This is a genomic window from Janthinobacterium sp. SUN026 (genome assembly GCF_030397625.1).
In the GTDB taxonomy this organism is placed as follows: domain Bacteria; phylum Pseudomonadota; class Gammaproteobacteria; order Burkholderiales; family Burkholderiaceae_D; genus Janthinobacterium; species Janthinobacterium kumbetense.
In genome coordinates this window covers 491,699-516,869 of the sequence record NZ_JAPQNU010000003.1, presented here as the reverse complement: position 1 = coordinate 516,869, position 25,171 = coordinate 491,699, and the positions used below count along the sequence as shown (strand labels likewise).

20 protein-coding genes are annotated in these 25,171 nt (G+C 62.5%); 16 read left to right on the top strand and 4 right to left on the bottom strand.

Annotated elements, in window-relative coordinates:
* The first annotated feature begins 9 nt into the window (after window positions 1-9).
* The 16 genes from OX459_RS17070 (at window position 10) to OX459_RS16995 (ending at window position 20,789) form a co-directional block, all read left to right on the top strand.
* Window positions 10-1,362: an MFS transporter gene (locus OX459_RS17070; RefSeq protein ID WP_289905915.1), complete on the top strand. Its 1,353-nt coding sequence runs from the start codon at window positions 10-12 to the stop codon at window positions 1,360-1,362.
* Window positions 1,363-1,386: 24 nt separating this feature from the next.
* The gene (locus tag OX459_RS17065; RefSeq protein ID WP_289905914.1) at window positions 1,387-2,334 is read left to right on the top strand and encodes a glycoside hydrolase family 43 protein; all 948 of its coding nucleotides are present in this window, start codon (window positions 1,387-1,389) and stop codon (window positions 2,332-2,334) included.
* Window positions 2,335-2,352: 18 nt separating this feature from the next.
* Window positions 2,353-3,423, top strand: a complete 1,071-nt coding sequence (locus tag OX459_RS17060) for an aldose epimerase family protein (RefSeq protein WP_289905913.1) — start codon at window positions 2,353-2,355, stop codon at window positions 3,421-3,423.
* A 196-nt stretch (window positions 3,424-3,619) separates the two neighbouring features.
* Window positions 3,620-5,362 (top strand): IlvD/Edd family dehydratase, encoded by a 1,743-nt coding sequence (locus OX459_RS17055; protein WP_289905912.1) that lies wholly within the window; start codon window positions 3,620-3,622, stop codon window positions 5,360-5,362.
* 12 nt (window positions 5,363-5,374) lie between these two features.
* Window positions 5,375-6,367 (top strand): AraD1 family protein, encoded by a 993-nt coding sequence (araD1, locus tag OX459_RS17050; RefSeq protein ID WP_289905910.1) that lies wholly within the window; start codon window positions 5,375-5,377, stop codon window positions 6,365-6,367.
* 2 nt (window positions 6,368-6,369) lie between these two features.
* Window positions 6,370-7,941 (top strand): aldehyde dehydrogenase (NADP(+)), encoded by a 1,572-nt coding sequence (locus tag OX459_RS17045; RefSeq protein WP_289906102.1) that lies wholly within the window; start codon window positions 6,370-6,372, stop codon window positions 7,939-7,941.
* Between the two features lie 86 nt (window positions 7,942-8,027).
* Window positions 8,028-8,795: an SDR family oxidoreductase gene (locus OX459_RS17040; protein WP_289905909.1), complete on the top strand. Its 768-nt coding sequence runs from the start codon at window positions 8,028-8,030 to the stop codon at window positions 8,793-8,795.
* Window positions 8,796-9,003: 208 nt separating this feature from the next.
* On the top strand, window positions 9,004-10,554 hold the full coding sequence (locus OX459_RS17035; RefSeq protein ID WP_289905908.1) for an alpha-L-arabinofuranosidase C-terminal domain-containing protein: 1,551 nt from the start codon (window positions 9,004-9,006) through the stop codon (window positions 10,552-10,554).
* Between the two features lie 68 nt (window positions 10,555-10,622).
* Window positions 10,623-11,657, top strand: a complete 1,035-nt coding sequence (locus OX459_RS17030) for an arabinan endo-1,5-alpha-L-arabinosidase (protein WP_289905907.1) — start codon at window positions 10,623-10,625, stop codon at window positions 11,655-11,657.
* 9 nt (window positions 11,658-11,666) lie between these two features.
* Window positions 11,667-14,024: a glycoside hydrolase family 127 protein gene (locus OX459_RS17025; RefSeq protein WP_289905906.1), complete on the top strand. Its 2,358-nt coding sequence runs from the start codon at window positions 11,667-11,669 to the stop codon at window positions 14,022-14,024.
* A gap of 163 nt (window positions 14,025-14,187) precedes the next feature.
* Window positions 14,188-15,162 (top strand): ABC transporter substrate-binding protein, encoded by a 975-nt coding sequence (locus OX459_RS17020; protein WP_077398584.1) that lies wholly within the window; start codon window positions 14,188-14,190, stop codon window positions 15,160-15,162.
* A 9-nt stretch (window positions 15,163-15,171) separates the two neighbouring features.
* A complete protein-coding gene (locus tag OX459_RS17015) occupies window positions 15,172-16,725 on the top strand; it encodes a sugar ABC transporter ATP-binding protein (RefSeq protein ID WP_289905905.1) in 1,554 nt (517 codons plus the stop codon).
* Window positions 16,726-16,772: 47 nt separating this feature from the next.
* The gene (locus OX459_RS17010; RefSeq protein WP_289906101.1) at window positions 16,773-17,804 is read left to right on the top strand and encodes an ABC transporter permease; all 1,032 of its coding nucleotides are present in this window, start codon (window positions 16,773-16,775) and stop codon (window positions 17,802-17,804) included.
* Window positions 17,801-18,775 carry a galactofuranose ABC transporter, permease protein YjfF gene (yjfF, locus tag OX459_RS17005; RefSeq protein WP_289905904.1) on the top strand — a complete coding sequence of 325 codons (975 nt, stop codon included), beginning with the start codon at window positions 17,801-17,803 and terminating at the stop codon, window positions 18,773-18,775. Before OX459_RS17010 ends, yjfF begins: the two co-directional genes overlap by 4 nt.
* A gap of 4 nt (window positions 18,776-18,779) precedes the next feature.
* Window positions 18,780-19,754, top strand: coding sequence for a glycoside hydrolase family 43 protein (locus tag OX459_RS17000; protein WP_289905903.1), 975 nt, complete (start codon window positions 18,780-18,782; stop codon window positions 19,752-19,754).
* A 93-nt stretch (window positions 19,755-19,847) separates the two neighbouring features.
* On the top strand, window positions 19,848-20,789 hold the full coding sequence (locus tag OX459_RS16995; RefSeq protein WP_131689644.1) for a LysR family transcriptional regulator: 942 nt from the start codon (window positions 19,848-19,850) through the stop codon (window positions 20,787-20,789).
* Here the strand turns inward: OX459_RS16995 and OX459_RS16990 are convergent.
* From OX459_RS16990 to OX459_RS16975, 4 genes are all read right to left on the bottom strand, one after another.
* The gene (locus OX459_RS16990) at window positions 20,786-22,051 is read right to left on the bottom strand and encodes a DUF6445 family protein (RefSeq protein ID WP_289905902.1); all 1,266 of its coding nucleotides are present in this window, start codon (window positions 22,049-22,051) and stop codon (window positions 20,786-20,788) included. The two genes, OX459_RS16995 and OX459_RS16990, sit on opposite strands and share 4 nt — an antisense overlap.
* 46 nt (window positions 22,052-22,097) lie before the next feature.
* Window positions 22,098-22,829 carry a hypothetical protein gene (locus OX459_RS16985; protein WP_289905901.1) on the bottom strand — a complete coding sequence of 244 codons (732 nt, stop codon included), beginning with the start codon at window positions 22,827-22,829 and terminating at the stop codon, window positions 22,098-22,100.
* A gap of 35 nt (window positions 22,830-22,864) precedes the next feature.
* Window positions 22,865-23,686 carry a hypothetical protein gene (locus OX459_RS16980; protein WP_289905900.1) on the bottom strand — a complete coding sequence of 274 codons (822 nt, stop codon included), beginning with the start codon at window positions 23,684-23,686 and terminating at the stop codon, window positions 22,865-22,867.
* 85 nt (window positions 23,687-23,771) lie between these two features.
* The gene (locus OX459_RS16975; protein ID WP_289905899.1) at window positions 23,772-25,148 is read right to left on the bottom strand and encodes a caspase family protein; all 1,377 of its coding nucleotides are present in this window, start codon (window positions 25,146-25,148) and stop codon (window positions 23,772-23,774) included.
* Window positions 25,149-25,171: the final 23 nt, after the last annotated feature.

The following is a 25,171-nucleotide window of genomic DNA, read 5'->3' as shown; positions in this document are numbered from 1 at the left end:
ACGGAAAGCATGGAGACGCAAAAATTATCCACCGTTGAAAAGGTCGGCTTCGGCGCCGGCGACATGGCGCTCAATGTCGTCATTTCGTCGATGATGTTGATCATCACCTTTTTCTATACCGATATCTATGGCTTGAAAACCACGGACCTGGCCCTGCTGTTCGTGGCCGTGAAAGTCATCGGCGCCATCGCCGATCTCGTCATGGGCCAGATCACGGACCGCTACAGCTTTGCCTCGGGCCGCTACCGCCCTTACCTGCTGTGGCTTGCAGTGCCGTATGGCGTCAGCGTCTTCTTTGTCTTCAGCACGCCCGAGTGGCAGTATGACGCCAAGCTGATCTGGGCATATTCCACGTATATCCTGATGACGATCATGACGGCCGGCGTGGGCATCCCGTATATTTCCCTGATCAGCGGCTTGACGAGCGACCCGCAGGACCGCCTGTCGGCCAACGGCTACCGTTTGTTCTTCGCCAAGATCGGCGCCTTCATGGTGACCATCGTCGTGCCGGTCCTGTCGCAGCGCTGGGGCGGCGGCAACCCGGCCGTCGGCTACCAGGCGGCCATGGCCGTGATGGCCGTCATGGGCGTGGCCCTGTTCCTGTTCTGCTATTTCTCCACCACCGAGCGGGTCGTGCACGTAGTGGAAAAGCAACCGCTGCTGGCGCAATTGAAAGTGCTGCTGCAGAACGACCAGTGGCTGGTGCTGTGCGGCGTGTGCGTCACGGGCACCATCGGCTACGTGGTGCGCGGTTCCGTCGCCATTTATTACGCGAAATACTATCTGGGCGGCAGCACGGAAACGGTGGCTGCCTTTTTGACCACGGGCGTGGTGGCCGCCATCCTGGCCATGATCGCCTCGACCTGGATCACCAAGTTCTATTGCAAAGTTAAACTGTTCCGCTACACGCAGATCGGCGTCGCGCTGATCAGCCTGGCGATCTATTTCTTCGTAAAACCGAGCGACACGGTGCTGGCCTTCGCCCTGTATTTCCTGCTGTCCTTCGTGGTGGACTTGCATGCGCCCGTGTTCTGGTCGGCCATCGCGGAAACCATTGATTACGGTCAAGTCAAGACGGGCAAGCGCGTTTCCGGCTTCGCCTTTGGCGGCATTTCCGTCTGCCAGAAGGCGGGCATGGCGGTGGCGGGCGGCCTGGTGGGCGTGCTGCTCGCGTATTTCGACTACCAGCCGAACCATGAGCAAACGCAATTCGCCCTGAACGGCATCGCCCTGATGCTGTCGATCATCCCCGGCTTCTTTCACCTGCTGATGGGCTTGCTGATGTTCAAGTACCGCATCAGCGATGCGTACTACAGCGGCGTCAAGTCGGAAATGCACAAACGCGGTTTTGTCGCCGCGTAAGAATAACTGAATGGAGTAAGCAACATGGCAGACGTCTTGAAACCGCTGATCGAACAACGCGCCGACCCGCACATTTACCGCCACAGCGACGGCTATTATTACTTTACGGCCTCCGTGCCCCAGTACGACCGCATCGAACTGCGCCGCGCCGACAGCATCGCCGGCCTGGCCGACGCGCCCACGGTCGACGTGTGGCACAAGCCGGACACGGGTCCGTACAGCGAACTGGTGTGGGCGCCGGAATTGCACTTCAACCAGGGCGCCTGGTATGTGTATTTCGCCGCCGCGCCGAGCCGCGAAATCAAGCATAAATTGTTCCAGCACCGCATGTATGCGATCCGCAATACGAATGCCAACCCGCTGGAAGGCGAGTGGGAATTCATGGGCCAGATCGACACGGGCATCGACACCTTTTGCCTGGACGCCACTACCTTTACGCACGACGGCGTGCTGTATTACCTGTGGGCGCAGAAGGACGTGGCCATCGAAGGCAATTCGAACCTGTATATCGCGCCGATGGCCACGCCGTGGCAGCTGGCCGGTCCGCCCGTGATGTTGAGCAAGCCGGAATTCGACTGGGAAATCCGCGGCTTCTGGGTCAACGAGGGGCCGTCCGTGTTGAAACGCAATGGCAAGATCTTCATCAGCTATTCGGCCAGCGCCACAGATGAAAATTATGCGATGGGCTTGCTGTGGGCCGATGCGTCGGCCGATTTGCTCGATCCGTTCTCGTGGAGCAAGTCGCCCGAGCCCGTGTTTGCCACATGCTACGAGCACGGCATCTACGGCCCCGGCCACAACAGCTTCACGACGGCCGAGGACGGCGACGGCGTATTGCTGGTGTACCATGCCCGCACCTACACGGAAATCGTCGGCGACCCGCTGTGGAACCCGGATCGCCACACGTTCGTCAAACCGCTGCGCTGGGATGCGCAAGGCATGCCCGTGTTTGGCCGCTCATCGACCCTGTAACGTTTCGGACCCGACGCCATGACCCCAGTTGATTCTGTTTCAGTGACGCAAGCGCCGTTCGGCATCCTGCCCGGTGGCCAGCACGTCACCGTGTTTACCCTGACGAACCGCCAGGGCATGCAAGTCAAAGTGCTCGACTTTGGCGCCATCATCAGCGCAATCCACGTGCCGGACCGCGACGGTACGTTGGCCGACGTGGTGCTCGGTTTCGAGCGCCTCGAACCCTATCTGGCCAATGGCGCTTTCCTGGGCGCCGTCATCGGGCGTTTCGGCAACCGCATTGCCGAGGGACGCTTCAGCCTCGACGGCAAGGATTACCAGCTGGCCGTCAACAATGCACCGAATCACTTGCATGGCGGCAACCAGGGCTTTCACCAAGTCATGTGGCAGGCCGAGCCGTTCACGCGGGACGATGCCGCCGGCGTCACGTTCACGCGCAGCAGCCCGCACGGCGAAGATGGCTATCCGGGCAAGCTGGACGTGACCGTCGTGTACGAACTGGACAACGACAATGCCCTGAGCCTGCGCTACCACGCCGTGACGGATCAGGCCACGCCCGTCAACTTGACCAACCACAGCTATTTCAATCTGGCGGGGCACGGCGATATCCTCGGTCACGAGGTGACGATCAATGCGGATCGCTATCTGCCCGTGGACGCGGGTTCGATTCCCACGGGCGAACTGGCGGACGTGTCCGGCACGCCGTTCGACTTGCGCCAGAGCACCGTCATCGGCGACAGTATCGATTTGCCGCACGAGCAGCTCCGCATCGGCCGTGGCTACGATCACAACTTTGTGCTGAATCAACAGCCGGGTCAGCTGCTCAGCCTGGCCGCCACCGTGCGCGATCCGCAATCGGGCAGGATGATGCAGGTGTACACGCAGGAGCCCGGCGTCCAGTTTTATTCCGGCAATTTCCTCGACGGCAGCCAGCCCGGCAAGCTGTGCGCCAACGGCTACCGCAGCGCGTTATGCCTGGAAACCCAGCATTTCCCGGATTCGCCGAACCAGTTCCACTTCCCGAACAGCATCTTGCGTCCGGGCGAGGAATATCGGACGCACACCGTGTACCGCTTTTCCGTCGGATAAGTACCCCTGCGAAAACAGCCCACGCCCTGCCGCCACGTGCCCGCAGGGCGTTTTCATTACGGCATGCTGATACCGTTTTCGGTATCGGAACGCATTAAAAATTGATTGGAAAGGCATGGCAGGATTCTTTAGTATTCCAACATCGCTGCCCGGGCCGACGACATTAGATCCGGCATAGCACAACCAGGAGAATGGCATGTCTGAGACAAAAAAGAAGGTTGCCCTGCGCTCTGCCGAGTGGTTCGGCTCGCAGGACAAGAACGGCTTCATGTACCGCAGCTGGATGAAAAACCAGGGCATACCTGACCACGAGTTTCACGGCAAGCCCATCATCGGCATCTGCAATACCTGGTCCGAACTGACTCCCTGCAACGCGCATTTCCGCCAGCTGGCCGAGCACGTCAAGCGCGGCATCCTGGAAGCGGGCGGTTTCCCCGTGGAATTCCCCGTCTTCTCGAACGGCGAATCGAATCTGCGCCCGACGGCCATGCTGACGCGCAACCTGGCTTCGATGGACGTGGAAGAATCGATCCGCGGCAACCCGATGGACGCCGTCGTGCTGCTGGTCGGCTGCGACAAGACGACGCCGGCGCTGCTGATGGGCGCGGCCAGCGTCGACATCCCCACCATCGTCGTCAGCGGCGGACCCATGCTGAACGGCAAGTTGAATGGCAAGGATATCGGTTCCGGCACCGCCGTATGGCAGTTGCACGAGCAGATGAAGGCCGGTTCCATCACCCTGCACCAGTTCATGTCGGCCGAATCGGGCATGTCGCGCTCGGCCGGTACCTGCAACACCATGGGTACGGCCTCGACGATGGCCAGCATGGCTGAAGCGCTGGGCACGTCGCTGCCGCACAACGCCGCCATCCCCGCCGTCGATTCGCGCCGCTACGTGCTGGCCCACATGTCGGGCATCCGCATCGTGGAAATGGTGCACGAAGACCTGCGCCTGTCGAAAGTGCTGACGCGCGAAGCATTTGAAAACGCCATCAAGGTCAACGCCGCCATCGGCGGTTCGACCAACGCCGTGATCCACCTGAAGGCGATTGCCGGCCGCATCGGCGTGCCGCTGGAACTGGAAGACTGGACCCGTGTAGGGCGCGGCACGCCGACCATCGTCGACTTGCTGCCGTCGGGCCGTTTCCTGATGGAAGAGTTTTACTATGCGGGCGGCTTGCCTGCCGTCATACGCCGCCTGGGCGAGGGCGACTTGCTGCCGCACAAGAATGCGCTGACCGTCAACGGCAAGTCGCTGTGGGACAACTGCGTCGAAGCGCCCATCTACAACGATGAAGTGGTGCGCACCCTGGACAACCCCTTGCTGGCCGATGGCGGCATTTGCGTGCTGCGCGGTAACCTGGCGCCGCGCGGCGCCGTATTGAAACCGTCGGCCGCTTCGCCGCATCTGATGCAGCACCAGGGCAAGGCCGTCGTGTTCGAGGATTTCGAGCACTATAAATCGCGCATCCTTGATCCGGATCTGGACGTCGATGCCGATTCCGTGCTGGTCATGAAGAACTGCGGCCCGAAAGGCTATCCGGGTATGGCGGAAGTGGGCAACATGGGCTTGCCGCCGAAACTGTTGGCGCAGGGCATCACCGACATGGTGCGCATTTCGGATGCGCGCATGAGCGGCACCGCCTACGGCACCGTCGTGCTGCACGTGGCGCCGGAAGCGATGGCGGGCGGCCCGTTGGGCATCGTGCGCGATGGCGACATGATCGCCCTCGATTGCCACAACGGCAGCCTGAACATCGACATCAGCGACGCGGAAATCGCCGAACGCCTGGCGGCCCGCGAACTGGGCAGCGCGCCCGGTCCGAAGAGCGGCTACCAGCAGCTGTACATCGAACACGTGTTGCAGGCCGACGAAGGCTGCGATTTCGACTTCCTGGTCGGCAATCGCGGTTCCGCCGTGCCGCGCCATTCACATTAAGCGGAGAATTCCATGCTGTTGCTGCAATTTACGAATGAACACGGCGGCCGCCTCGTCGGCCTGCTGCAAGACGACGTGATCCGCGTCATCGAAGGCTACAACACGACATATGCGCTGGCGCAAGACGCCATCCGCAAGCGTGTCAATCTGGCGGAGCTGGTGAACGCCACCGTCGGCAACGCCACGCATTCCTATGCGGACGTGGCCGCTGCCGGACGCGTACTGCCACCGCTCGACCACGCGGATGAAGCGCACTGCTACGTGACGGGCACGGGCCTGACCCACCTGGGCAGCGCCGGCGCGCGCGACGCCATGCACAAGAAGATCGGCGGCGACGCCGAGTCGCTGAGCGACTCGATGAAAATGTTCCGCCTGGGCGTGGAAGGCGGCAAGCCAGCCGCTGGCACGGCCGGCGCGCAGCCGGAATGGTTCTACAAGGGCGACGGCTCCATCGTGCGCGCGGGCGGCCAGCCGCTGCGCATGCCGGACTTCGCCCTCGATGGCGGCGAAGAGCCGGAAATCGCCGGCCTGTACGTGATCGGCGACGACGGCCAGCCTTACCGGGTCGGCTACGCCATCGGCAATGAATTCTCGGACCACGTGACGGAGCGCCAGAACTATCTGTACCTGGCCCACTCGAAGCTGCGCGCCTGCAGCGTGGGCCCGGCCCTGCTGGTGGGCGAATTGCCCGCGCACATAGCCGGTACTTCGCGCGTGCTGGACGCTGCCGGCAAGGTGCGCTGGGAAAAGGCCTTCGTCAGCGGCGAAGAGAATATGTCGCACACGATTGCCAACCTGGAACACCATCACTTCAAGTATCCGCTGTTCAAGCGCCCCGGCGATGTGCACGTGCATTTCTTTGGCACGGCTACCCTGAGCTTTGCCGATGGCGTCAGCGTGGCGCCGGGCGAAACCTTTGAAATCGAAGCGCCGGCCTTTGGCCCTGCCTTGCGCAACCGCCTCGACGTCTTCCCAACCGAATTTGCGAAAGTGAGCACATTATGAGTTTGAATATCACCGGTGATGCATGGATCGGCGGCGTGGCCGTCAAGGGCAATGGCGGCTCCTTCGAAGCGTGGGACCCGGCCGCGCGCGCGCACATCGCGCCCGCCTTCCACATGGTTGATGTAGCGCAAATCGACGAAGCGTGCCGTCTGGCGCAAGCCGCCTTCGACCCGTTCCGCGCTACCACGGATGCGGAGCGCGCCGACTTCTTAGACACCATCGCCGCGCAAATCGGCGAACTGGGCGACGACTTGATCGTGCGCGCCATGACGGAAAGCGGCTTGCCGCGCGCGCGCCTGGAAGGCGAACGCGGCCGCACGGTGGGCCAGTTGAAACTGTTCGCCGGCTTGCTGCGCGAGGGTTCCTGGACGGATGCGCGCATCGACAGCCCGCTGCCGGACCGCGTGCCGCCCCGTCCTGACTTGCGCTTGCGCATGATCGGCCTGGGCCCCGTCGCCGTGTTTGCGGCCAGTAATTTCCCGCTGGCCTTTTCCGTGGCCGGCGGCGACACGGCCTCGGCCCTGGCGGCCGGCTGCCCCGTCGTGCTGAAAGCCCATTCGGCCCATCCGGGCACGTCGGAACTGGTGGCGCGCGCCATCGTGAAAGCGATTGCCATCTGCAAGCTGCCGGCCGGCGTCTTCGCCTTGCTGACGGGCACGGGCAATGGCATCGGCCAGGCGTTGGTCGCCCATCCGGCCATCCAGGCCGTCGGTTTTACGGGCTCGCGTTCGGGCGGCATCGCCCTGATGAAGGTGGCGGCCGAGCGTCCGCAACCGATTCCTGTCTACGCGGAGATGAGCAGCATCAACCCCGTGTTTGTGCTGCCGCAAGCCTTGGCCGCCCGTGGCGCGGCGATCGCCGGCGGTTTTGCCGCCTCGCTGACGATGGGCGTGGGCCAGTTCTGCACCAATCCCGGCCTCGTGCTGGGCCTGGAAGGCGCCGACTTTACGGCCTTTGCCGCCGCTGCCGCCGAAGCGCTGGCGCCCGCGCCGGCCGCCACCATGTTGACGGCCGGCATCGCCAGCAGCTATGCCAAGGGCGTCGCCGCCCTGGCGCAGCACGCGGACGTGACGCCGCTGGTGCAAAACACGGGAGAAGAGGGCAAGGGCGCCGCCGCCCTGTTCGTCACGTCGGGCGAGGCTTTCCTGGCCAAACACGACTTGCGCGACGAAGTCTTCGGCCCGGCCTCGCTGCTGGTGGCATGCCGCGACATGGAACAATTGCTGGCGATTACGGAAAGCCTGGAAGGCCAGCTGACGGCCACCCTGCAGATGGATGCGGGCGACCTGGCGGACGCATACCGCTTGCTGCCCGTGCTGGAACGCCGCGTGGGCCGCATCCTGGCCAACGGTTTCCCGACGGGCGTGGAAGTGTCGACGGCCATGGTGCACGGCGGCCCGTTCCCGGCCACGTCGGACGGCCGCAGCACCTCCGTCGGCACGGCGGCCATCAACCGCTTCCTGCGCCCTGTGTCGTACCAGAACCTGCTGCAGGACTTGCTGCCGGAGTCGCTGCGCGCCGATAATCCGCTGGGGATCTGGCGCCGCAAGGATGGCGTTCTCGGCAAGGAGTAAAAACCTGCTGCGCGGCGGGGCCGATGGCCTTGCCGCGCCAGCTTGCGTTGCACGTTGTACATAAAAAATAAACAGGTGGAGACAAGATGAAGCAATTGGCGAAATATGGCAGCTTGCAGGGCAAGCGCGTGTTCATCACGGGTGGCGGCAGCGGCATCGGCGAATCCCTGGTGGCGGAATTTGCCGCCCAGGGCGCCGTGGTGGCGTTTGTCGATATCGCCGTGGAAGCGAGCGAGGCCCTGTGCCGCCGACTGGCTGAAGCGGGCTGGACGGCACCCGTGTTCCGCCATTGCGACATCACGGATATTGCCTCCCTGCAAGCTGTCATGGCCGAACTGGCCGATCAACTGGGCGACTTCGATATCCTCGTCAACAATGCCGCCAACGACCAGCGCCACCAGGCGCAGGATGTCACCCTGGAATACTGGAACGAGCGCATTGCGATCAATCAACGTCCCATGTTCTTCACGTGCCAGGCCGTCTTCGAGGGCATGAAGCGCCAGGGCGGCGGCTCCATCATCAACGTCAGCTCGATTTCGTGGCACATGAAGTCGGGCGGCTACCCCGTGTATGCCACCACCAAGGCGGCCGTCGTGGGCCTCACGCGGGGCCTGGCGCGCGATTACGGCGCGCACAATATCCGCGTCAACACGGTCACGCCCGGCTGGGTCATGACGCAGCGCCAGATCGACCTGTGGGTCGACGATGCGGCCGAAGTGGAGATCAAGAAAAGCCAATGCTTGCCAAGCAAGCTGATGCCACAGGACATCGCCGCCATGGTGCTGTTCCTCGCCTCCGATGACGGCGCGATGTGCACTTCCCAAGAATTCATCGTCGACGCCGGCTGGGTCTGACAAAACGTCCAGGGCGTTGTTGCCTTGCCTAGCCGTACTTTCGTACTGTCTTCGGCAAGGCGCCTAGCCCTGGGCGTTTTGTCGGCCGCGGGCCTTCCCGCCTTACCCCATTCGTGTATGCCTCCCACTCCGTAGCCGGAGAGGCATCGCCACATCCATTGCCGGGTTGATCCCGGCCCTTGCTTTTCACTCAAAAACAGGAGACAGCATGAAATGTATCAACACCAGCATCGTGGCCCTCAGCCTGGCAATGGCCGTCGGCAGCGCCTTTGCCGCGCCCGTCAGCGTCACCATCGACGCGGCCAAGCCTGGTTCCGTGATCAATAAAAACATCTACGGCCAGTTCGCCGAACACCTGGGCACGGGCATCTACGAAGGCATGTGGGTGGGGCCGGAATCGCCGATTCCGAATACCAAGGGCTGGCGCAATGACGTGCTGGGCGCACTGAAACAGTTGCACGTGCCCCTGGTGCGCTGGCCGGGCGGCTGCTTTGCCGATGAATACCACTGGAAGGATGGCATCGGCGCGCGCGAGAAGCGGCCGACCAAGGTCAACACCAACTGGGGCGGCGTGGAAGAGTCGAACGCCGTCGGCACGCACGAATTCTTCGACCTGGCCGAGTTGCTGGGCGCACAGACCTATATCAACGGCAACCTCGGTTCCGGCACGCCGCAGGAAATGTCCGAATGGCTGGAATACATGACGTCGGACAGCAAGTCCACCCTGGCCGAACTGCGCCGCAAGAATGGCCGCGCACAGCCGTATAAAGTCGATTACTTTGGCATCGGCAACGAAGCCTGGGGTTGCGGCGGCAATATGCGCCCGCAGTACTACGCCGACCTGTACAAGCACTATCACACCTTCATGAAGACGCCGGAAAGCGCGCGCCCGAAATTCATCGCCAGCGGCGGCAATGACGACGACATCAGCTGGTCCAGCACCCTGAGCCGCGAAATCAAGCCGAACATGATGGACGCCATCAGTTTCCACTACTACACGGTGCCGACCGGCGTGTGGGAAAAGAAGGGCGCGGCCACGGGCTTTGGCGAAAACGAATGGATTTCCACCCTGAGCCGTACCCTGCGCATCGATAGCTTGATCAAGAACAATCTCGCCGCCATCGACAAGAACGATCCCTCGAAAAAGACGGGCTTGTACGTCGATGAATGGGGCACCTGGTACGACGTGGAGCCGGGCACCAACACGGGTTTCCTGTTCCAGCAAAACAGCTTGCGCGACGCCCTCGTCGCCGCCTTGAATTTCAACATCTTCCACGCCCATGCGGATCGCGTGCGCATGACGAATATCGCGCAAATGGTCAATGTGCTACAGGCGATGATCATCACGGACAAGGATAAATATTTCCTCACGCCCACGTATCACGCGTTTGAAATGTACGTGCCGTTCCAGGATGCCACATCGTTACCGGTCGCCATCAGCGGCAATGGCAAGTACAGCCTGGGCAAGGTCAGCATTCCGGAAGTGAGCGCCTCGGCCGCGCGCGCCAAGGATGGCAAGGTGTACTTGTCCTTGGTCAACACGAACCCGCACAAGGCTGTCGACGTGAGCGTGGCGCTGGCGGGGCAAAAAGTGACGGCCGTGACTGGCCGCGTGCTGACCGCCGGCAAGATGGACGCCGTCAACAGCTTTGCGCAACCGCAAGCCGTGCAGCCCGTGGCGTTCAGCGCCAAGGCGCAAGGCGGCAAGCTGACCGTGTCGGTGCCCGCCAAGGCCGTCGTCGTGGTGGCGGTCGACTAGCCTGCCACCCCTTGTCATTCATCAAGCCGGCCCGCATGATGGGCTGGCTGACCATTTTGGAGAAGACGATGCACATGTTGACGCGCGGCATGGCCGCCATCCTGAGCACCCTGGCGATCATGGCTGCCGCGCACGCGGCCCAGGTCAGCGTGCACGACCCCGTGATGGCCAAGGAAGGCGACACCTATTATCTGTACAGCACGGGTCCCGGCATCACCTTTTACAGTTCGAAGAATATGCTCGACTGGCAGCCCGAAGGGCGCGTCTTCGCGGGCCAGCCCACGTGGGCAAAAACAGCCGCTCCCGGTTTTGACGACCATATCTGGGCGCCCGACGTACAATTCCATGACGGAAAATATTACCTGTACTACTCCGTGTCCGGCTTCGGCAAGAACACGTCGGGCATCGGCGTGACCGTCAACACCACCTTGAATCCCCGTTCGCCCGATTACCGCTGGGTTGACCAGGGCATGCTGCTGCAATCCGTGCCCGAGCGCGACGAGTGGAACGCCATCGATTCGAACATCATCACGGACAAGCACGGCACGCCGTGGATGTCCTTCGGTTCATTCTGGAACGGCATCAAGCTGGTGAAATTGACGCCCGACTGGACCCGTATTGCGGAACCGCAAGAGTGGCACTCCTTGGCGCGCCGCGCACCGCTGCCGCCACGGGCCGGCGAATTCAAGCCTGCACCCGAGGAAATTGAAGCGCCGTTCATCTTCCAGCGCGGCAACGAATATTTCCTCTTCGTTTCCTGGGGCTTGTGCTGCCAGAAGGAAAAAAGCACGTATCACCTGGCCGTGGGCCGCTCGACCAGCGTGACGGGCCCCTACCTGGACAGGGATGGCCGCGACATGGCGCAGGGCGGCGGCACGGTGCTGCTGCAAGGCGACAAGGATTGGAAGGGGCTGGGTCACAACAGTGCCTACACGTTTGACGGCAAGGATTACCTGGTGCTGCACGCATATGAAACGGCGGACAATTACTTGCAAAAACTCAAGATCCTGCCCATGACGTGGGACAAGGACGGCTGGCCGCAAGTCGATCCCCGCGACCTGAACCGCTATCGCAGCCGCGAATTGCCCGCCGCCAAACCGTAAGGACGCATCGTGAAAAAAACCGTGTTGACGCTGGCGCTGGCCGCCGGCGGACTGGCCACGCCTGTCCTGCAGGCGGCCGAACTGTTTCCCCTCTCGTCCGTGCGCCTGGGGGCGGGACCGTTTCTCGATGCGCAGACGACGGATTTGCACTACCTGCTGGGCTTCGAACCGGACAAATTGCTGGCGCCGTTCCGCCGCGAGGCGGGCTTGCCGCAGGTGCAGCCCAGCTATGGCAACTGGGAGTCGACGGGCCTGGACGGCCACCTGGGCGGGCATTATCTGTCCGCGCTGGCGCTGATGGTGGCGTCCACGGGCGATGCGCAGGCGCGCGAACGCCTTGACTACGTGCTGACGGAGCTGAAAAAATGCCAGGATGCCAACGGCAACGGCTACCTGGGCGGCATTCCCGACGGCAGCGCCGCCTGGCAAGCCATCGCCAAGGGAGACATGCAGGCCGACACCTTTTCCGTCAACGGGCGCTGGGTGCCGTGGTACAACCTGCACAAGGTGTTTGCCGGCTTGCGCGACGCGTATCAGCAGGCGGGCAGCGAGCAAGCAAAAACCATGCTGATCGCCTTGTCGGACTGGGCCGTGAAACTCTCGGCCTCGCTCACGGATGCACAGATGCAATCGATGCTGCGCGCCGAGCACGGCGGCATGAATGAAGTGCTGGCCGACGTCTACGCCATGACGGGCGAGCAGCGCTACCTGGACCTGGCCGTGCGCTTTTCGCACCAGGCCATATTGCAACCGTTGGTGGCGCAACAGGACAAATTGACGGGCTTGCATGCGAATACGCAAATCCCGAAGGTGATCGGCTTCGAGCGCATCGGTGCATTGACGGGCCGACGCGACTGGCAGCAGGCGGCGCAATTCTTTTGGCAAACCGTGCACGACAAGCGCACGGTGGCCATCGGCGGCAACAGCGTCAAGGAACATTTCCACGACGAGCACGACTTTTCCTCGATGGTGGAAGAGGTCGAAGGGCCGGAAACGTGCAATACCTACAATATGCTCAAGCTGACGGAACAGCTGTTCCAGCGCGACGAACAGGTGCGCTACGCGGATTACTATGAGCGCGCCCTGTACAACCACATCTTGTCATCGCAGCGCCCCGGCACGGGCGGCTTTGTCTACTTTACGCCCATGCGCCCGAACCACTACCGCGTGTATTCGCAAGTGGACAAGGGCATGTGGTGCTGCGTGGGTTCCGGCATCGAAAGCCAGGCAAAGTATGGCGAGTTCATCTACGCGCATGAGGGCGACGCCCTGTACGTGAACCTGTTCATGGCGTCCACCCTGGACTGGAAAGAGCAGGGCGTCAAGATTATTCAGAGCACGCAGTTTCCTGACCGGGACACGACGCGCATCACGGTGCAAGGAAGTAAAACGTTCAGCATGAAGATCCGCTACCCGCAGTGGGTAGCCAAGGGCAAGCTGCGCGTCAAACTCAACGGCAAGGCCATGCGTGTCGCTGGCGCGCCGGGCGAGTACGTGACGATCACGCGCGCGTGGAAAGCCGGCGACAGCGTCGATGTCGTGCTGCCGATGACGACGCGCCTGGAACAGATGCCGGACCAGTCGAATTATTACGCCGTGCTGCAAGGTCCCATCGTGCTGGCCGCCAAGACGCAGCCGTTCGCCCATGAACAACTGAACTATTTTGCCGACGACACGCGCATGGGCCATATCGCCCAAGGGCAAGTGTGTCCGCTGGAATCGTCACCGCTGTTCGTCAGCGACGAGCAGGATTTCATGCAGAGAATCCGTCCCGTGAAGGGCCAGCCGCTGACCTTCACGGCGCCCGGCTTGATCCAGGGCAAGGATGCGGCGAAGATAAAACTGATCCCGTTCTTCCGCCTGCATGACTCTCGCTACATGCTGTACTGGCCCGTATCCACGCCGGCCAGGCTGGCGCAACTGCAGGAAAGCACGCGCCAGGCGGAATCCGAGCGCCTGGCGCTCGACGCGCTCACCATCGACCAGGTGGCGCCGGGACAACAGCAGCCGGAGTCCGACCACAACTTCCAGGCCGAAGGGGGAGAAAACGGCGTGAACAAGGGGCGGCACTGGCGCCATGCGACGGGTTGGTTCAGCTATGTACTGAGCGACCCGCAAGGCGAAGCGAAGACCCTGCGCCTGACCCTGTCCACCCTCGATGCGGGCCGCGTATTTGACGTCTTGCTCAACGGCACGAAACTGCAAACGGTCACCGTGGCGGCCGATGCGCCGCAGGAACTGCACACGCTCGATATCGCCATTCCCCAGGCCCTGGTGGCGGCTGGCAACGGCAAACTCAGCGTGAAATTTGTCGCCGGCAAGGATTCCGTGGCGGGCGGCCTGTACGGGCTGCGCCTGTTGCGCTGAGGGAAGAAGGACCCGGCTCGTTCTACCGATACGCAAATCGGTATCGCAAGCGAAAAAGAATTGATTGGATGGCTATGTTGCTTTCTCCTACCATGGGTTCATAAAAAAACCGCCCATCCGGCATCCGGCTGTGATGGTATTCCAAAAAAAACTGGAGACAAGAATGACATTGACACGCCGCACACTCCTCGCCAGCGCCATGCTGCTGGCCGCTTCTGCCACCACCTTGGCTACTTCTTCCGCCTTCGCCGCCAAGCCCCTCGTCATGGGCTTTTCGCAGGTGGGCGCCGAAAGCGAATGGCGCACCGCCAATACCGTCTCCATCAAGGATGCAGCCAAGAAAGATGGCGTCACCCTGAAATTTGCCGATGCCCAGCAAAAGCAGGAAAACCAGGTCAAGGCCCTGCGTTCGTTCATCGCGCAAAAAGTCGACGTGATCGCCTTCTCGCCCGTCGTCGAATCTGGCTGGGATACCGTCTTGCGCGAAGCCAAGGCCGCCAAGATCCCCGTCATCTTGACGGACCGCGCCGTCAACGTGGCCGACAAATCGCTGTACGTCACCTTCATCGGTTCCGACTTCGTGGAAGAGGGCCGCCGCGCGGGCCAATGGCTGCTCGAACACGCCAAGAAAACCCCGGATGCGACGCTGAACATCGTCGAACTGCAGGGCACGGTCGGCTCCGCACCGGCCATCGACCGCAAGGCGGGCTTCCTGGAAGTGGTGGGCAAGAATCCGAAGATGAAGATCATCCGTTCGCAAACGGGCGACTTTACGCGCGCCAAGGGCAAGGAAGTGATGGAAGCGTTCCTCAAGGCCGAAGGCAAGAAGATCAACGTGCTGTACGCGCACAATGACGACATGGCCATCGGCGCCATCCAGGCCATCGAAGAAGCGGGCATGAAACCGGGCAAGGACATCATCATCATCTCCATCGATGGCGTCAAAGGCGCGTTCGAGGCCATGATCGCCGGCAAGCTGAACGTGACCGTCGAGTGCAGCCCGCTGCTGGGCCCGCAACTGATGTCCATCGCCCGCGACGTGGTGGCCGGCAAGCCCGTGCCAGCGCGCATCACGACGGTGGAAGGCGTGTTCCCTGCCGAGGTGGCCGCCAAGGAATTCCCGAACCGTAAATACTAAGCTTGCCGCATGATGAAGACGCAAGCGCATCACACTGCCGCGCCAGCTCCCTTGCTGGAGTTGCGCGGCATCAGCAAGTCCTTTCCCGGCGTCAAAGCCCTCAGCGATGTTGCCCTGCGCCTGTATCCGGGCGAAGTGCACACCCTGATGGGGCAAAACGGCGCCGGGAAGTCGACCCTGATCAAGGTGCTGACGGGCGTCTATACGCCCGACAGCGGCCAGATTTTGCTCGATGGCCAGCCCATCGCCCCCGCCTCCACATCGGATGCGCAGTTGCTGGGCATCAGCACGGTGTACCAGGAAGTCAATCTGTGCCCGAACCTGTCGGTGGCGGAAAACATTTTTATCGGCCGCTATCCGCGCCGCTTCGGCGGCCGTTTTGGCCCCATCGACTGGCGTTCCATGCAGCAACAGGCGCGCGCCTTGCTGCAGCAATTGCAGATCGATATCGATGTCACGGCGCAACTGTCCAGCTTTCCGCTGGCCATTCAGCAAATGGTGGCCATTTCGCGCGCACTGAACATTTCGGCCCGCGTGCTGATCCTCGACGAGCCCACGTCCAGCCTGGACGAGGCGGAAGTCAATCTGCTGTTTTCCGTGCTGCGCCGCCTGCGCGAGCAGGGCATGGCGATACTTTTCGTGACCCACTTCCTGGACCAGACCTACGCCATTTCCGACCGCATCACCGTCATGCGCAACGGCGAGCGCGAAGGGGAATACGCGTGCAGCGAACTGTCGCGCCTGGCGCTAGTGAACAAGATGATCGGCGTGGCGGCCGATACGCAGGCGCAGGAGCTTGATCTGGCGCAAGAAGCGGGCGCCGCCAGTTTCGGCCCTGCAGTGCTGGAAGCGACGGGACTGGGCCGCAAGGGCGCCTTGTTGCCCATGGATTTCCACATCCGCCAGGGCGAATTGCTGGGCCTGGCCGGCTTGCTCGGCTCGGGCCGCACAGAACTGGCGCGCCTGCTGTTTGGCGCCGACAAGGCCGATTCCGGCAGCATCACCATGCAAGGCAAGCCGCGCCAGTTCCACGTGCCGCGCGACGCGATTGCCCGCGATATCGGCTTTTGCTCGGAAGATCGCAAGCACGAGGGCGCGATCCTGTCGCTGTCCGTGCGCGAAAACATCATCCTGGCCTTGCAAGCCCGTACGGGCTTGCTGCGCGCCATTCCGTTCAAACGCCAGCAGGCGCTGGCCGACGAATATGTGAAGGCGCTGGGCATCAAGACGGCCAGCATCGAAACGCCCATCGGCAGCCTGTCGGGCGGGAATCAACAGAAGGCCTTGCTGGCGCGCTGGCTGGTGACGTCGCCGGCCATGCTGATTTTAGACGAGCCGACGCGCGGCATCGACGTGCGCGCCAAGCAGGAAATCATGAGCTATGTCGGTAAACTCTGCCGCAAGGGCATGGCCATCCTGTTCATTTCGTCCGAATTGCCGGAAGTGTTGCGCTGCAGCGACCGCATTCTCGTCATGCGCGACCGCAAGGCCTGCGGCGACTATGCGCGTGGCGAGCTGGACGATAGTTCCGTGCTGCAAGTGATTGCCGGAGACGCCACATGAGTTTATCCACGCCATCGAGCGCGCCGCTGGCGCGTCCGGCTTCCACTATGGGTACGTCCGCCTTGCATACCGTTTTACATCACCCCCTGAGCCGGCCCCTGGCCGCGCTGTGCTTGCTGCTGCTGGTCGATTTCTTTGCCATCCCCGGCTTTTTCCACTTGGAAATCCGCGACGGCCATTTGTACGGCAGCGTGATCGACATCGTCAACCGCGCCGCTCCCCTGATGCTGGCGGCCTTGGGCATGACCCTCGTCATCGCCACGCGCGGCATCGATATTTCCGTGGGCGCCGTCGTGGCCCTGTCCGGCACCGTGGCTGCCATGTTGATCGGCGGCACCATGGTGATGGACAACGGCGTGCCGACCTACGTGAGCAACATTCCCATGGGCTGGGCCCTGGCGGCCGCCCTGGGCGCGGCTTTGCTGTGCGGCGCCTGGAATGGCGTGCTGGTGGCGGGCCTGGGCTTGCAGCCCATCGTCGCCACCCTGATCCTGATGGTGGCGGGGCGTGGCCTGGCGCAATTGTTGACGGATGGCCAGATCGTCACCGTCTACTATCAACCGTTCTTCTTCATCGGCAGCGGTTATTTGTTCGGCTTGCCGTTCTCGCTGTTCCTCGTGGCGTTGGTGTTCCTCATCACGGCCGTGCTGATGCGCAAGACCGCCCTGGGCCTGTTCATCCAGGCCGTCGGCATCAACCCCGTCGCCGCGCGCCTGGCCGGCATCAAGACGGCGACCTTGATCTTCTTCGTGTACGTCTTTTGCGCCGCCTGCGCGGGCTTGTCGGGGCTGATGATCAGCTCGAACATCAAGAGCGCCGACGCGAACAATGCGGGCCTGATGCTGGAACTGGACGCCATCCTGGCCGTCACCTTGGGCGGCACCTCGCTGGCCGGCGGCAAGTTCAGCTTGGTCGGCAGCATGATCGGCGCCCTCATCATCCAGACTTTGACCTACACCATCTATTCGCTGGGCGTGCCGCCGGAAGTGAACATGGTCGTCAAGTCCGTCGTCGTCTTCCTCGTCTGCCTGTCGCAATCGTCGGAATTCAAGCAATTGCTGCATCGGAGAAAAGCATGAAGGGTTTGCTGCACACCCCGTATTTCACCTCGCTCGTCACGGTCCTGCTGCTGGTGGTGATGCTGGGCCTGGGCGGCGCCGCCTATCCTGGCCTGCTGTCGACGCAAGTGATCTTTAACCTGTTGATCGATAACGCCTTTTTGCTGGTGATCGCCGTCGGCATGACCTTCGTCATCGTTTCCGGCGGCATCGATCTGTCCGTCGGTTCCGTGCTGGCCCTGTCGACCATGATCGCCGCCTGGCTGCTCAACGTGGCGCACTGGCCGCCGCTGCTGGTGATCGTCACCGTGCTGGCGCTGGGCACCGTATTCGGCGCCAGCATGGGCGCGCTGATCCATTACTTCAAATTGCAGCCGTTCATCGTCACCCTGGCCGGCATGTTTTTGGCGCGAGGCTTGTGCTATTTGATCAGCATCAATTCCATCACCATAGCCGACCCGCTGTTCGTGGCCATGTCGCAGACCCAGCTGGGATTCCTGGGCGGCTTCGTCTCGCCCGGCGTCGTGATCGCCGTGGCGACCTTGCTGCTGGCCATCTGGCTGGCGCACGCCACGCCATTCGGCCGCGCCGTGTATGCGATCGGCGGCAATGAACAGTCGGCTTTGATGATGGGGCTGCCTGTCGGCCGCACCAAGGTGCTGATTTATGCGTTCAGCGGCTTTTGCGCCGCGCTGGGTGGCGTGCTGTTTTCGTTCTACATGTTGTCCGGCTATGGCTTGCATGCGCAAGGCACGGAGCTGGACGCGATTGCCGCCGTCGTCATCGGCGGCACCCTGCTCAGCGGCGGCTACGGCTACGTGGCGGGCGCGCTGTCGGGCGTGCTGGTGCTGGGCACCATCCAGACCTTGATCGCCTTCGACGGCACGCTCAGCTCGTGGTGGACCAAGATCGTCATCGGCGGCTTGCTGTTCGTCTTTTGCGTCGTGCAAAGACTGATGGCCATGGGCCAGAAAAATACCAACGGGAGTTAATCTGATGTTCAAGCAACACAAACGTGCCGCAGCCATCGGCATGGCGGCGGCGCTCGCCTGCGTCCCATTCGGCGCGCAGGCGGCCAACCCCATCGTCAAGGATATCTACACGGGCGATCCGGCCGCGCTGGTCGACAATGGCAGGGTGTATCTGTATGTGGGCCACGATGAAGCGAGCGCCACGGACCTTGACTACCGCATGCATGAATGGCGCGTGTATTCCTCGTGCGACATGGCGAACTGGACGGATCACGGCTCGCCCGTGCGCTTTTCCACTTTTGCCTGGGCCGGCAAGGATGCGTGGGCGGGCGACATCGTCAAGCGCGACGGCAAGTACTATTTTTACTCGACCGTCGACCACAAGAGCATCCCCGGCAAGGCCATCGGCGTGGCCGTGTCCGACAGCCCGACGGGCCCCTTCGTCGACGTGCGCGGCAGCGCCCTGATCACGAACGACATGACGAAGCAGACGGCGATCCCGTGGGACGACATCGATCCGGCCGTCTTCATCGACACGGATGGCCAAGCCTACATTTACTGGGGCAACACGGTCTTGAAGTACGCCAAGCTGAAAGCGAATATGACGGAGCTCGACGGCCCGATCCTGACCTTCGGCATGGATGCGTTCACGGAAGCGGCGTATATGCACAAGCATGCGGGCACGTATTATTTATCGTACTCGCGCAACTTCCCCGAGGAAACGGCGTATTCGACGGGGCCCACGCCCACGGGGCCATGGCATTTCCGCGGCACCATCATGGACAAGAATGCCATCGTAAAAACCATCCACCAGGCCATCATCGAATTCAACGGCAAGTCGTACATCTTCTATCACAACGACAAGTTGCCCGGCGGCGGAGAATACCGGCGCTCCGTGGCCGTGGAAGAACTGAAATACAAGCCGGACGGCACCATCGAATTCATCCATCAAACGGCCGGCCCGGCGGCCAACCCCAGCGCCGCTTGCAAGGCATCCTGAACGCTGCTTGACGATACACAAAAAGGAGACACACCGATATCTATAACATCGATATTGAGTTAGAAGCGATATCGATCATGATATGATTTATTCATGGATACCCTCAACCCCAACTGGTTCTTGCGAGCCCGCCTGAAGACGCGGCAATTGCTGCTGTTGATCGCCCTTGACGAGCAGCGCAACATCCACCGCGCGGCGGAAGAATTGCACATGACGCAGCCGGCCGCGTCCAAGCAAATCAAGGACCTGGAAGAGATGCTGGACGTGCGCCTGTTCGACAGGCTGCCGCGCGGCATGGAGCCGACCATCTACGGCGAAACGATGATACGCCACGCGCGCATGGCCTTGACGAGCCTGTCGCTGGCGCATGACGACATCGTCGCCCTGAAGTCGGGCTTGACGGGCCAGGTGGAAGTGGGCGTCATCATGACGCCGGCCATGGCCTTGCTGCCGCGGGCGATTGCCCGCATCAAGCAGCAGGCGCCCTTGATGCGCATCGGCGTGCACTTGGAGCACAGCAATACCCTGATGGACATGCTGCAGCACGGCACCCTGGATTTCATGATCGGGCGCATCCTGGAAAAGGAAAGCAGCGCCGGCCTGATCTACGAGGAATTGACGGAAGAGCCGGCCAGCGCCGTGGCGCGCAATGGCCATCCGCTGCTGTCGCGCAAGAATTTGCAATTGAAAGACTTGGCGGGCCAGCCGTGGATCTTGCCGCCGCAAGGCAGCATCCTGCGCCACCGCTTCGACATGATGTTCCGCCGCGCCAGCCTGGAACCGCCCGTCGACGTGGTCGACACGACCGCCTTGCTGTTGATCACGTCCCTGCTGCAGCAAACGGATTCGCTGCACGTGATGCCGACGGAAGTGGCGCATTACTACGAATCGTTGAACGTGCTGAGCATCCTGCCCATCGAGCTGCCGTGCAAGATGGATGCGTTCGGCATCATCCGCCAGCAGGATCACTTATTGTCGCCGGGCGCGGACATGTTGTTGAAAGCTGTGCGCGCCACGGCACAGGATATGTACTAGTCGGGCACTTCAAAGAAAAACAGCTGCACCAGTCGGCCATTCTCGGGCCTGTCGCCAAACACATTGCTGATCGAGTGAAAGTAATGGCCCTTGTAGACGATCAGGCGGTTGTGGCGCATCGGCACTTCCAGCAGGGCTTGCCAACTGTCGCGCTGTTCCTGTAAGTCGTTGAATTTCTGTACTTTATTGTTCGGCAGCCAGCGTTTCTGGAAATCCTTGAAGCTGGCGTAGCCGCCCGCCTTGACGTCCGCCTCGGGTAGTCTCCGGTACCAGCCGCTGGGCTGGTGGCGCCAGAAGGTGGTGCCGCCCTGGCACTGCTCGGGCGGGTTCAAATACAGCACGCCCGCATAGAAATTGAAATTGTTGCCCGTCTCATTGTCCACGTGGATATCCGTGCGCGCCATGGCGTCCGCATAGCTGAGGCGGTACGAGCCATTGTCGGGCGAAATGAAACGGATGGGGCGGCCCAAGGCCGTGGCGATGCGCTCCATGATGGCTTGACTGGGCTGGCCCGCCGTCTGGCTGCCCGGATAGTTTTGTCCCGCATAGCGCTGCTGCTCGAACGGCAACGCCAGCGCCTGCGTGCGCCAGGCGGCCGGGTCGGGCAGGAAATCGTCGAGGATGTGCAAGTCCGTTTCGCGGATAAAATCGTGCAGGGTGTCCGCGACATTGTGCGGCGTCAATGTTTCTGCCTGTTCCGCTTGCGGACTGGCAAAGCCGATGCAGCACGTTTGCGCCAGCGCCGGATGCAGCGCCAGGCCTTGCGCGTAGCGCGCCAGCGCCAGTTCCTGCTGTCCCGTGCGGTAATACAGCTCGGCCAGTCCCTGCAGGGTTTGCCAACGCTGCGGACGCAGGGCGTGGGCCCGCTCCAGTTCGGCGATGGTCTCCAGCAGACGCTGTTTTCCCATCAGCAGTTCCGCATGGCTGATGGCGAAATCGTGCTCGTGCGGCGCCAGCCGCGCCGCCGTGGCGTAGCTGGCCAGCGCCGCCTCGCTATCCGTGCCGCGCAGCACATTACCGAGGTTGTAGTGGAACAGGGCGTTGTCGGGCTGTTGCTTGAGCGACAGTTTCAGCAAGCCCAGGCCGATGGCGCCCTGGCCCAATTCCAGCATGGCCAGGCCCTGGAAATGCTGCGCTTCGGCCAGGGCCGGGTCTTGCTTGTACGCGGCCTGGTAGGCATTGATCGCCTCGATCAGCTTGCCCGCCTGTTGCAGCCGTTGCCCGTTTGCCAGATGTTGTTCCGCCAGTGTCTGTTCGCCCATGTCGCTATCCCGATGCAATGTGGCGAACAGTGTAACCGAGCCCGTTCTACTGCGCCTGGTTGACGGGAATTTCTTCCCCGTTCAGCTTGATCGCCACCTTGACGATCTGTGCCTTGACCTGGTTGCTGGCCATGTCCGTTTCCTGGGCGTAGGCGTACACGACGATGGCGAAGTCCTTGTAGCCGCTGCGCGCCGCCTCGATCTTGCGGGCCGCGTCCTGGTCCACCTTCAGCAGCGAATAGCCATCGCCATTCGTGAATGCCAGCTTGTAGTCGCCGTTGTCGTACATGTAGTAATACGTGCCCGCGTCGGCGAACTTGGCCGGGAAGGCGGCCTTGTCCATGGCGTACGGCGACAGCGCGCCCTGGCCATTGATCTGGTAGCGCAGGTAGCGCCGGGTTTTCGCCTCATTGACCTTGGCGTCGATCTGCGGTTTCAGGGCGTCGAGCACTTCCTGCTTGCGGAAGGCATCGTTGCTGCCCGCATATTCGCGCGAGATGCGCTGCGCCACGGCCGCGTAGTCGGGCGGCACGCCGGACAGGGCAATGTAGCTGTACATCAACTGGTTGCCGCTGGTGATGTCGACATAGCTGGACGTTGGCGTGGCAGCGTCCGCTTGCGGCAGGCTGGCGGCCGCCGCCTTCACTTGCGCCTTGGCAGCCAGGTCCGCGACATTCGCGGCGACGGGGGCGGAAGTGGCTGGTGTGGCGTTATCTGTCTTGCCGCAGGCGGACAGGATCACGGCGATGGCGAGCAGGGCGGGGAAAGTGCGGTTCATGGTATTTCCTTCAGTATGGGTGTGTAAGAGGTGACTTAGCCGACGGTTTTGCGCTTGTATTCGCCAAGGCCGTAGGCGGCCAGGACAATGCTGGCGGCCAGCACGAGATAAAAGCCGATGCCGAACGAGAGCCCTTGCCACACCTGCCCCAGCATTTCGCTGGCCATCTGCTCGGCCATGCGGGCCGCGCGGCTGCCCATGATGCCGCCCATGGCGTTGCCCGCGTCGCTGACGGCGCCCTTGATCTTGATGAACAGCAAACTGCTGTGGAGGACGATGAACAGCAGCGGCGCGCACTTGCCCAGCGCCGCTTTCGGGTGATTGCTGGCCATGGTGGCGCAGCAGGCGGCAATGGCCAGCAGGAAGAAAAATTGCGCCGAAGTAAAACCGCCGCCGCCATCGCGGGCAAAGCTTTCCAGGCTGTCGGCGGACAGGCCCAGCAACTGCCAGTAAGTGCGCGACACGGAGGCGAACAAACGGATGCCGATGGTGTTGAAGACAAAGGCGCCGGCGATCAGCACGCCCAGGCTGGCCAGCACCTTGATGCCCAGTGCCGAGACGGCCTGACCCCACAGCTGCTGGCCCTTGTCGCGCGCCAGTTTCGCCGCGCCGGCCATCTCTTCCTGCGCCAGTTGCTGCGTCGCCACGGCGCTGACCGTGTCGAGGCCGCCTGACTCGTTGAAACGCACGTCGACGACGGCATTGATGGCGGGCGCCACGTCGGAGCGCCAGTGGGTAGCGACGTCGAAGGCATGTTGAATGCCGGCCACGCTGACGGAACCTTGTCCGCTGGCTTGGTAGGCGAGGATGCGGCCCCGTTGGCCGGTGGTGATTGCTGCTGGGCTGGATGCTTGCATGGGATTTCCCTGGTCACTGTCATGCTGTATTGCATGTACCCACGGATAACGGGGGCAGTTCAGGGAAATCCAAAATTATTTGAAATTATTTTTTGGGCGGCTGCATCAGGTCTTTGGCGGCGCCCTGGTAATCCTTCATCAAGCCCATGAACGCGTCCTGCAAATGCCGGGCCGCATCCTGCGGCGGCGCGCCCGTGCGCCGCGCCAGGTCGAATTTATACGCATGGGCGGCCGTGTAGCCCGCCTGCGAGGCGGCGTCCAGCAGCGCGCCCGCCCGTTTCAGCGAGGCGGGATCGCCCTTGACCATCAGCAATTCGGCCAGATAGGTCTGGGCAATCGGAAAGTCTTTCGCGGCCGCCTTTTCCAGCCACTGCATGCCCACCTTCGGCTGTTTGACGCCCGCGTCGCCGCCGCCGATGCCATAGCCGAGGGCCGTCAGCGCCACCAGGTCGCCGCCCCGTGCGCGCTTTTCCAGCTGCTGGCGGGGAAACGGGCGGGCCGCGATCTGCATGCGGATTTCATAGTTGATGTCTTGCAATACGTTGCCTGGCCACACCTTGACGCCCGGTGCGGCCGGCTTTTCCATGGCTGGCGCTGGCGCGCGCATGCCGCTGCTGCCCGAGGCCAGCACGCCCGGTGTTGCCTGGCTGACACCCTTGCCGCTGCCCATGTTCAGCACCAGGCGCGCCGACGTTTCGCCGAACGACACGCGGGGCTTTTGCACGTCGTGCGTCATGGCCGCGACGCGTGCCGCCACCTGCGAAAACACGTCGCCCATGGGCAAGCCCGGAGCGTCCAGCGCGTCGAGCAGGGCGCTCGTGTAGGGGCTGTTGCGCGAATCGGGCGACCAGAAATCGCGGGCCAGGGCGCCGGGCCCGGCCGAATAGGCGATCACCACGCCGCGCGGCGCGGCCGTATCGGCAAAGCCGTGGCTGGCCGCATTGCCGCCGGGAACCACCACCGCGCCGCCGCGTGTATATTCCTGGCGGCAAGCGTCGAGGATCAGCACGGCGCCGCGCGCGCCCGTGCGCTGCAAGTCGCCCGCCAGACTGGAAACGGACACGCCCTGCGCGACGATGGCGGACGCGCTGAGCGCATTCATGTTGGCGCCCAGCGGCAATACATAATTGGCTTCGCCCGCCTGCGCGCCGTGGCCCGCGTAAAACACGAGGGCGATATCGGCGCCGCGTGCCTGCGTGGAAAACTCGGCCGACGCCTTTTGCAGCTGCGCTGCATTGATGTCCGTGCGCAACAGCACTTCAAAGCCCAGGCGGCGCAGGCGTTCGGCCATGGCGCGCGCGTCATTCACGGGATTTAACAGGGGCTGCGGATAGGCCGCGTTGCCGATCACCAGCGCGATGCGCTTGCCGGGACCGCTGCCGACATTCCCCGTGGCCGCTTGCACGCCGTTACCGCAGAGTAAAAAGATGAGGCTGAAAAACAGGGAAATCAGGCGATGCATCGGCGTCTCGGGAATTGTCGTGA

Bases quoted from the DNA above. Each gene is read 5' to 3' on its own strand.
- OX459_RS16985 (WP_289905901.1), bottom strand. From the start codon at position 22,829: ATGAACCGCACTTTCCCCGCCCTGCTCGCCATCGCCGTGATCCTGTCC.
- OX459_RS16990 (WP_289905902.1), bottom strand. From the start codon at position 22,051: ATGGGCGAACAGACACTGGCGGAACAACATCTGGCAAACGGGCAACGG.
- OX459_RS17020 (WP_077398584.1), top strand. From the start codon at position 14,188: ATGACATTGACACGCCGCACACTCCTCGCCAGCGCCATGCTGCTGGCC.
- OX459_RS17065 (WP_289905914.1), top strand. From the start codon at position 1,387: ATGGCAGACGTCTTGAAACCGCTGATCGAACAACGCGCCGACCCGCAC.
- OX459_RS17055 (WP_289905912.1), top strand. From the start codon at position 3,620: ATGTCTGAGACAAAAAAGAAGGTTGCCCTGCGCTCTGCCGAGTGGTTC.
- OX459_RS17030 (WP_289905907.1), top strand. From the start codon at position 10,623: ATGCACATGTTGACGCGCGGCATGGCCGCCATCCTGAGCACCCTGGCG.
- OX459_RS17060 (WP_289905913.1), top strand. From the start codon at position 2,353: ATGACCCCAGTTGATTCTGTTTCAGTGACGCAAGCGCCGTTCGGCATC.
- OX459_RS17035 (WP_289905908.1), top strand. From the start codon at position 9,004: ATGAAATGTATCAACACCAGCATCGTGGCCCTCAGCCTGGCAATGGCC.
- OX459_RS17015 (WP_289905905.1), top strand. From the start codon at position 15,172: ATGATGAAGACGCAAGCGCATCACACTGCCGCGCCAGCTCCCTTGCTG.
- araD1 (WP_289905910.1), top strand. From the start codon at position 5,375: ATGCTGTTGCTGCAATTTACGAATGAACACGGCGGCCGCCTCGTCGGC.
- OX459_RS16975 (WP_289905899.1), bottom strand. From the start codon at position 25,148: ATGCATCGCCTGATTTCCCTGTTTTTCAGCCTCATCTTTTTACTCTGC.
- yjfF (WP_289905904.1), top strand. From the start codon at position 17,801: ATGAAGGGTTTGCTGCACACCCCGTATTTCACCTCGCTCGTCACGGTC.
- OX459_RS17010 (WP_289906101.1), top strand. From the start codon at position 16,773: ATGGGTACGTCCGCCTTGCATACCGTTTTACATCACCCCCTGAGCCGG.
- OX459_RS17000 (WP_289905903.1), top strand. From the start codon at position 18,780: ATGTTCAAGCAACACAAACGTGCCGCAGCCATCGGCATGGCGGCGGCG.
- OX459_RS16980 (WP_289905900.1), bottom strand. From the start codon at position 23,686: ATGCAAGCATCCAGCCCAGCAGCAATCACCACCGGCCAACGGGGCCGC.
- OX459_RS16995 (WP_131689644.1), top strand. From the start codon at position 19,848: ATGGATACCCTCAACCCCAACTGGTTCTTGCGAGCCCGCCTGAAGACG.
- OX459_RS17070 (WP_289905915.1), top strand. From the start codon at position 10: ATGGAGACGCAAAAATTATCCACCGTTGAAAAGGTCGGCTTCGGCGCC.
- OX459_RS17040 (WP_289905909.1), top strand. From the start codon at position 8,028: ATGAAGCAATTGGCGAAATATGGCAGCTTGCAGGGCAAGCGCGTGTTC.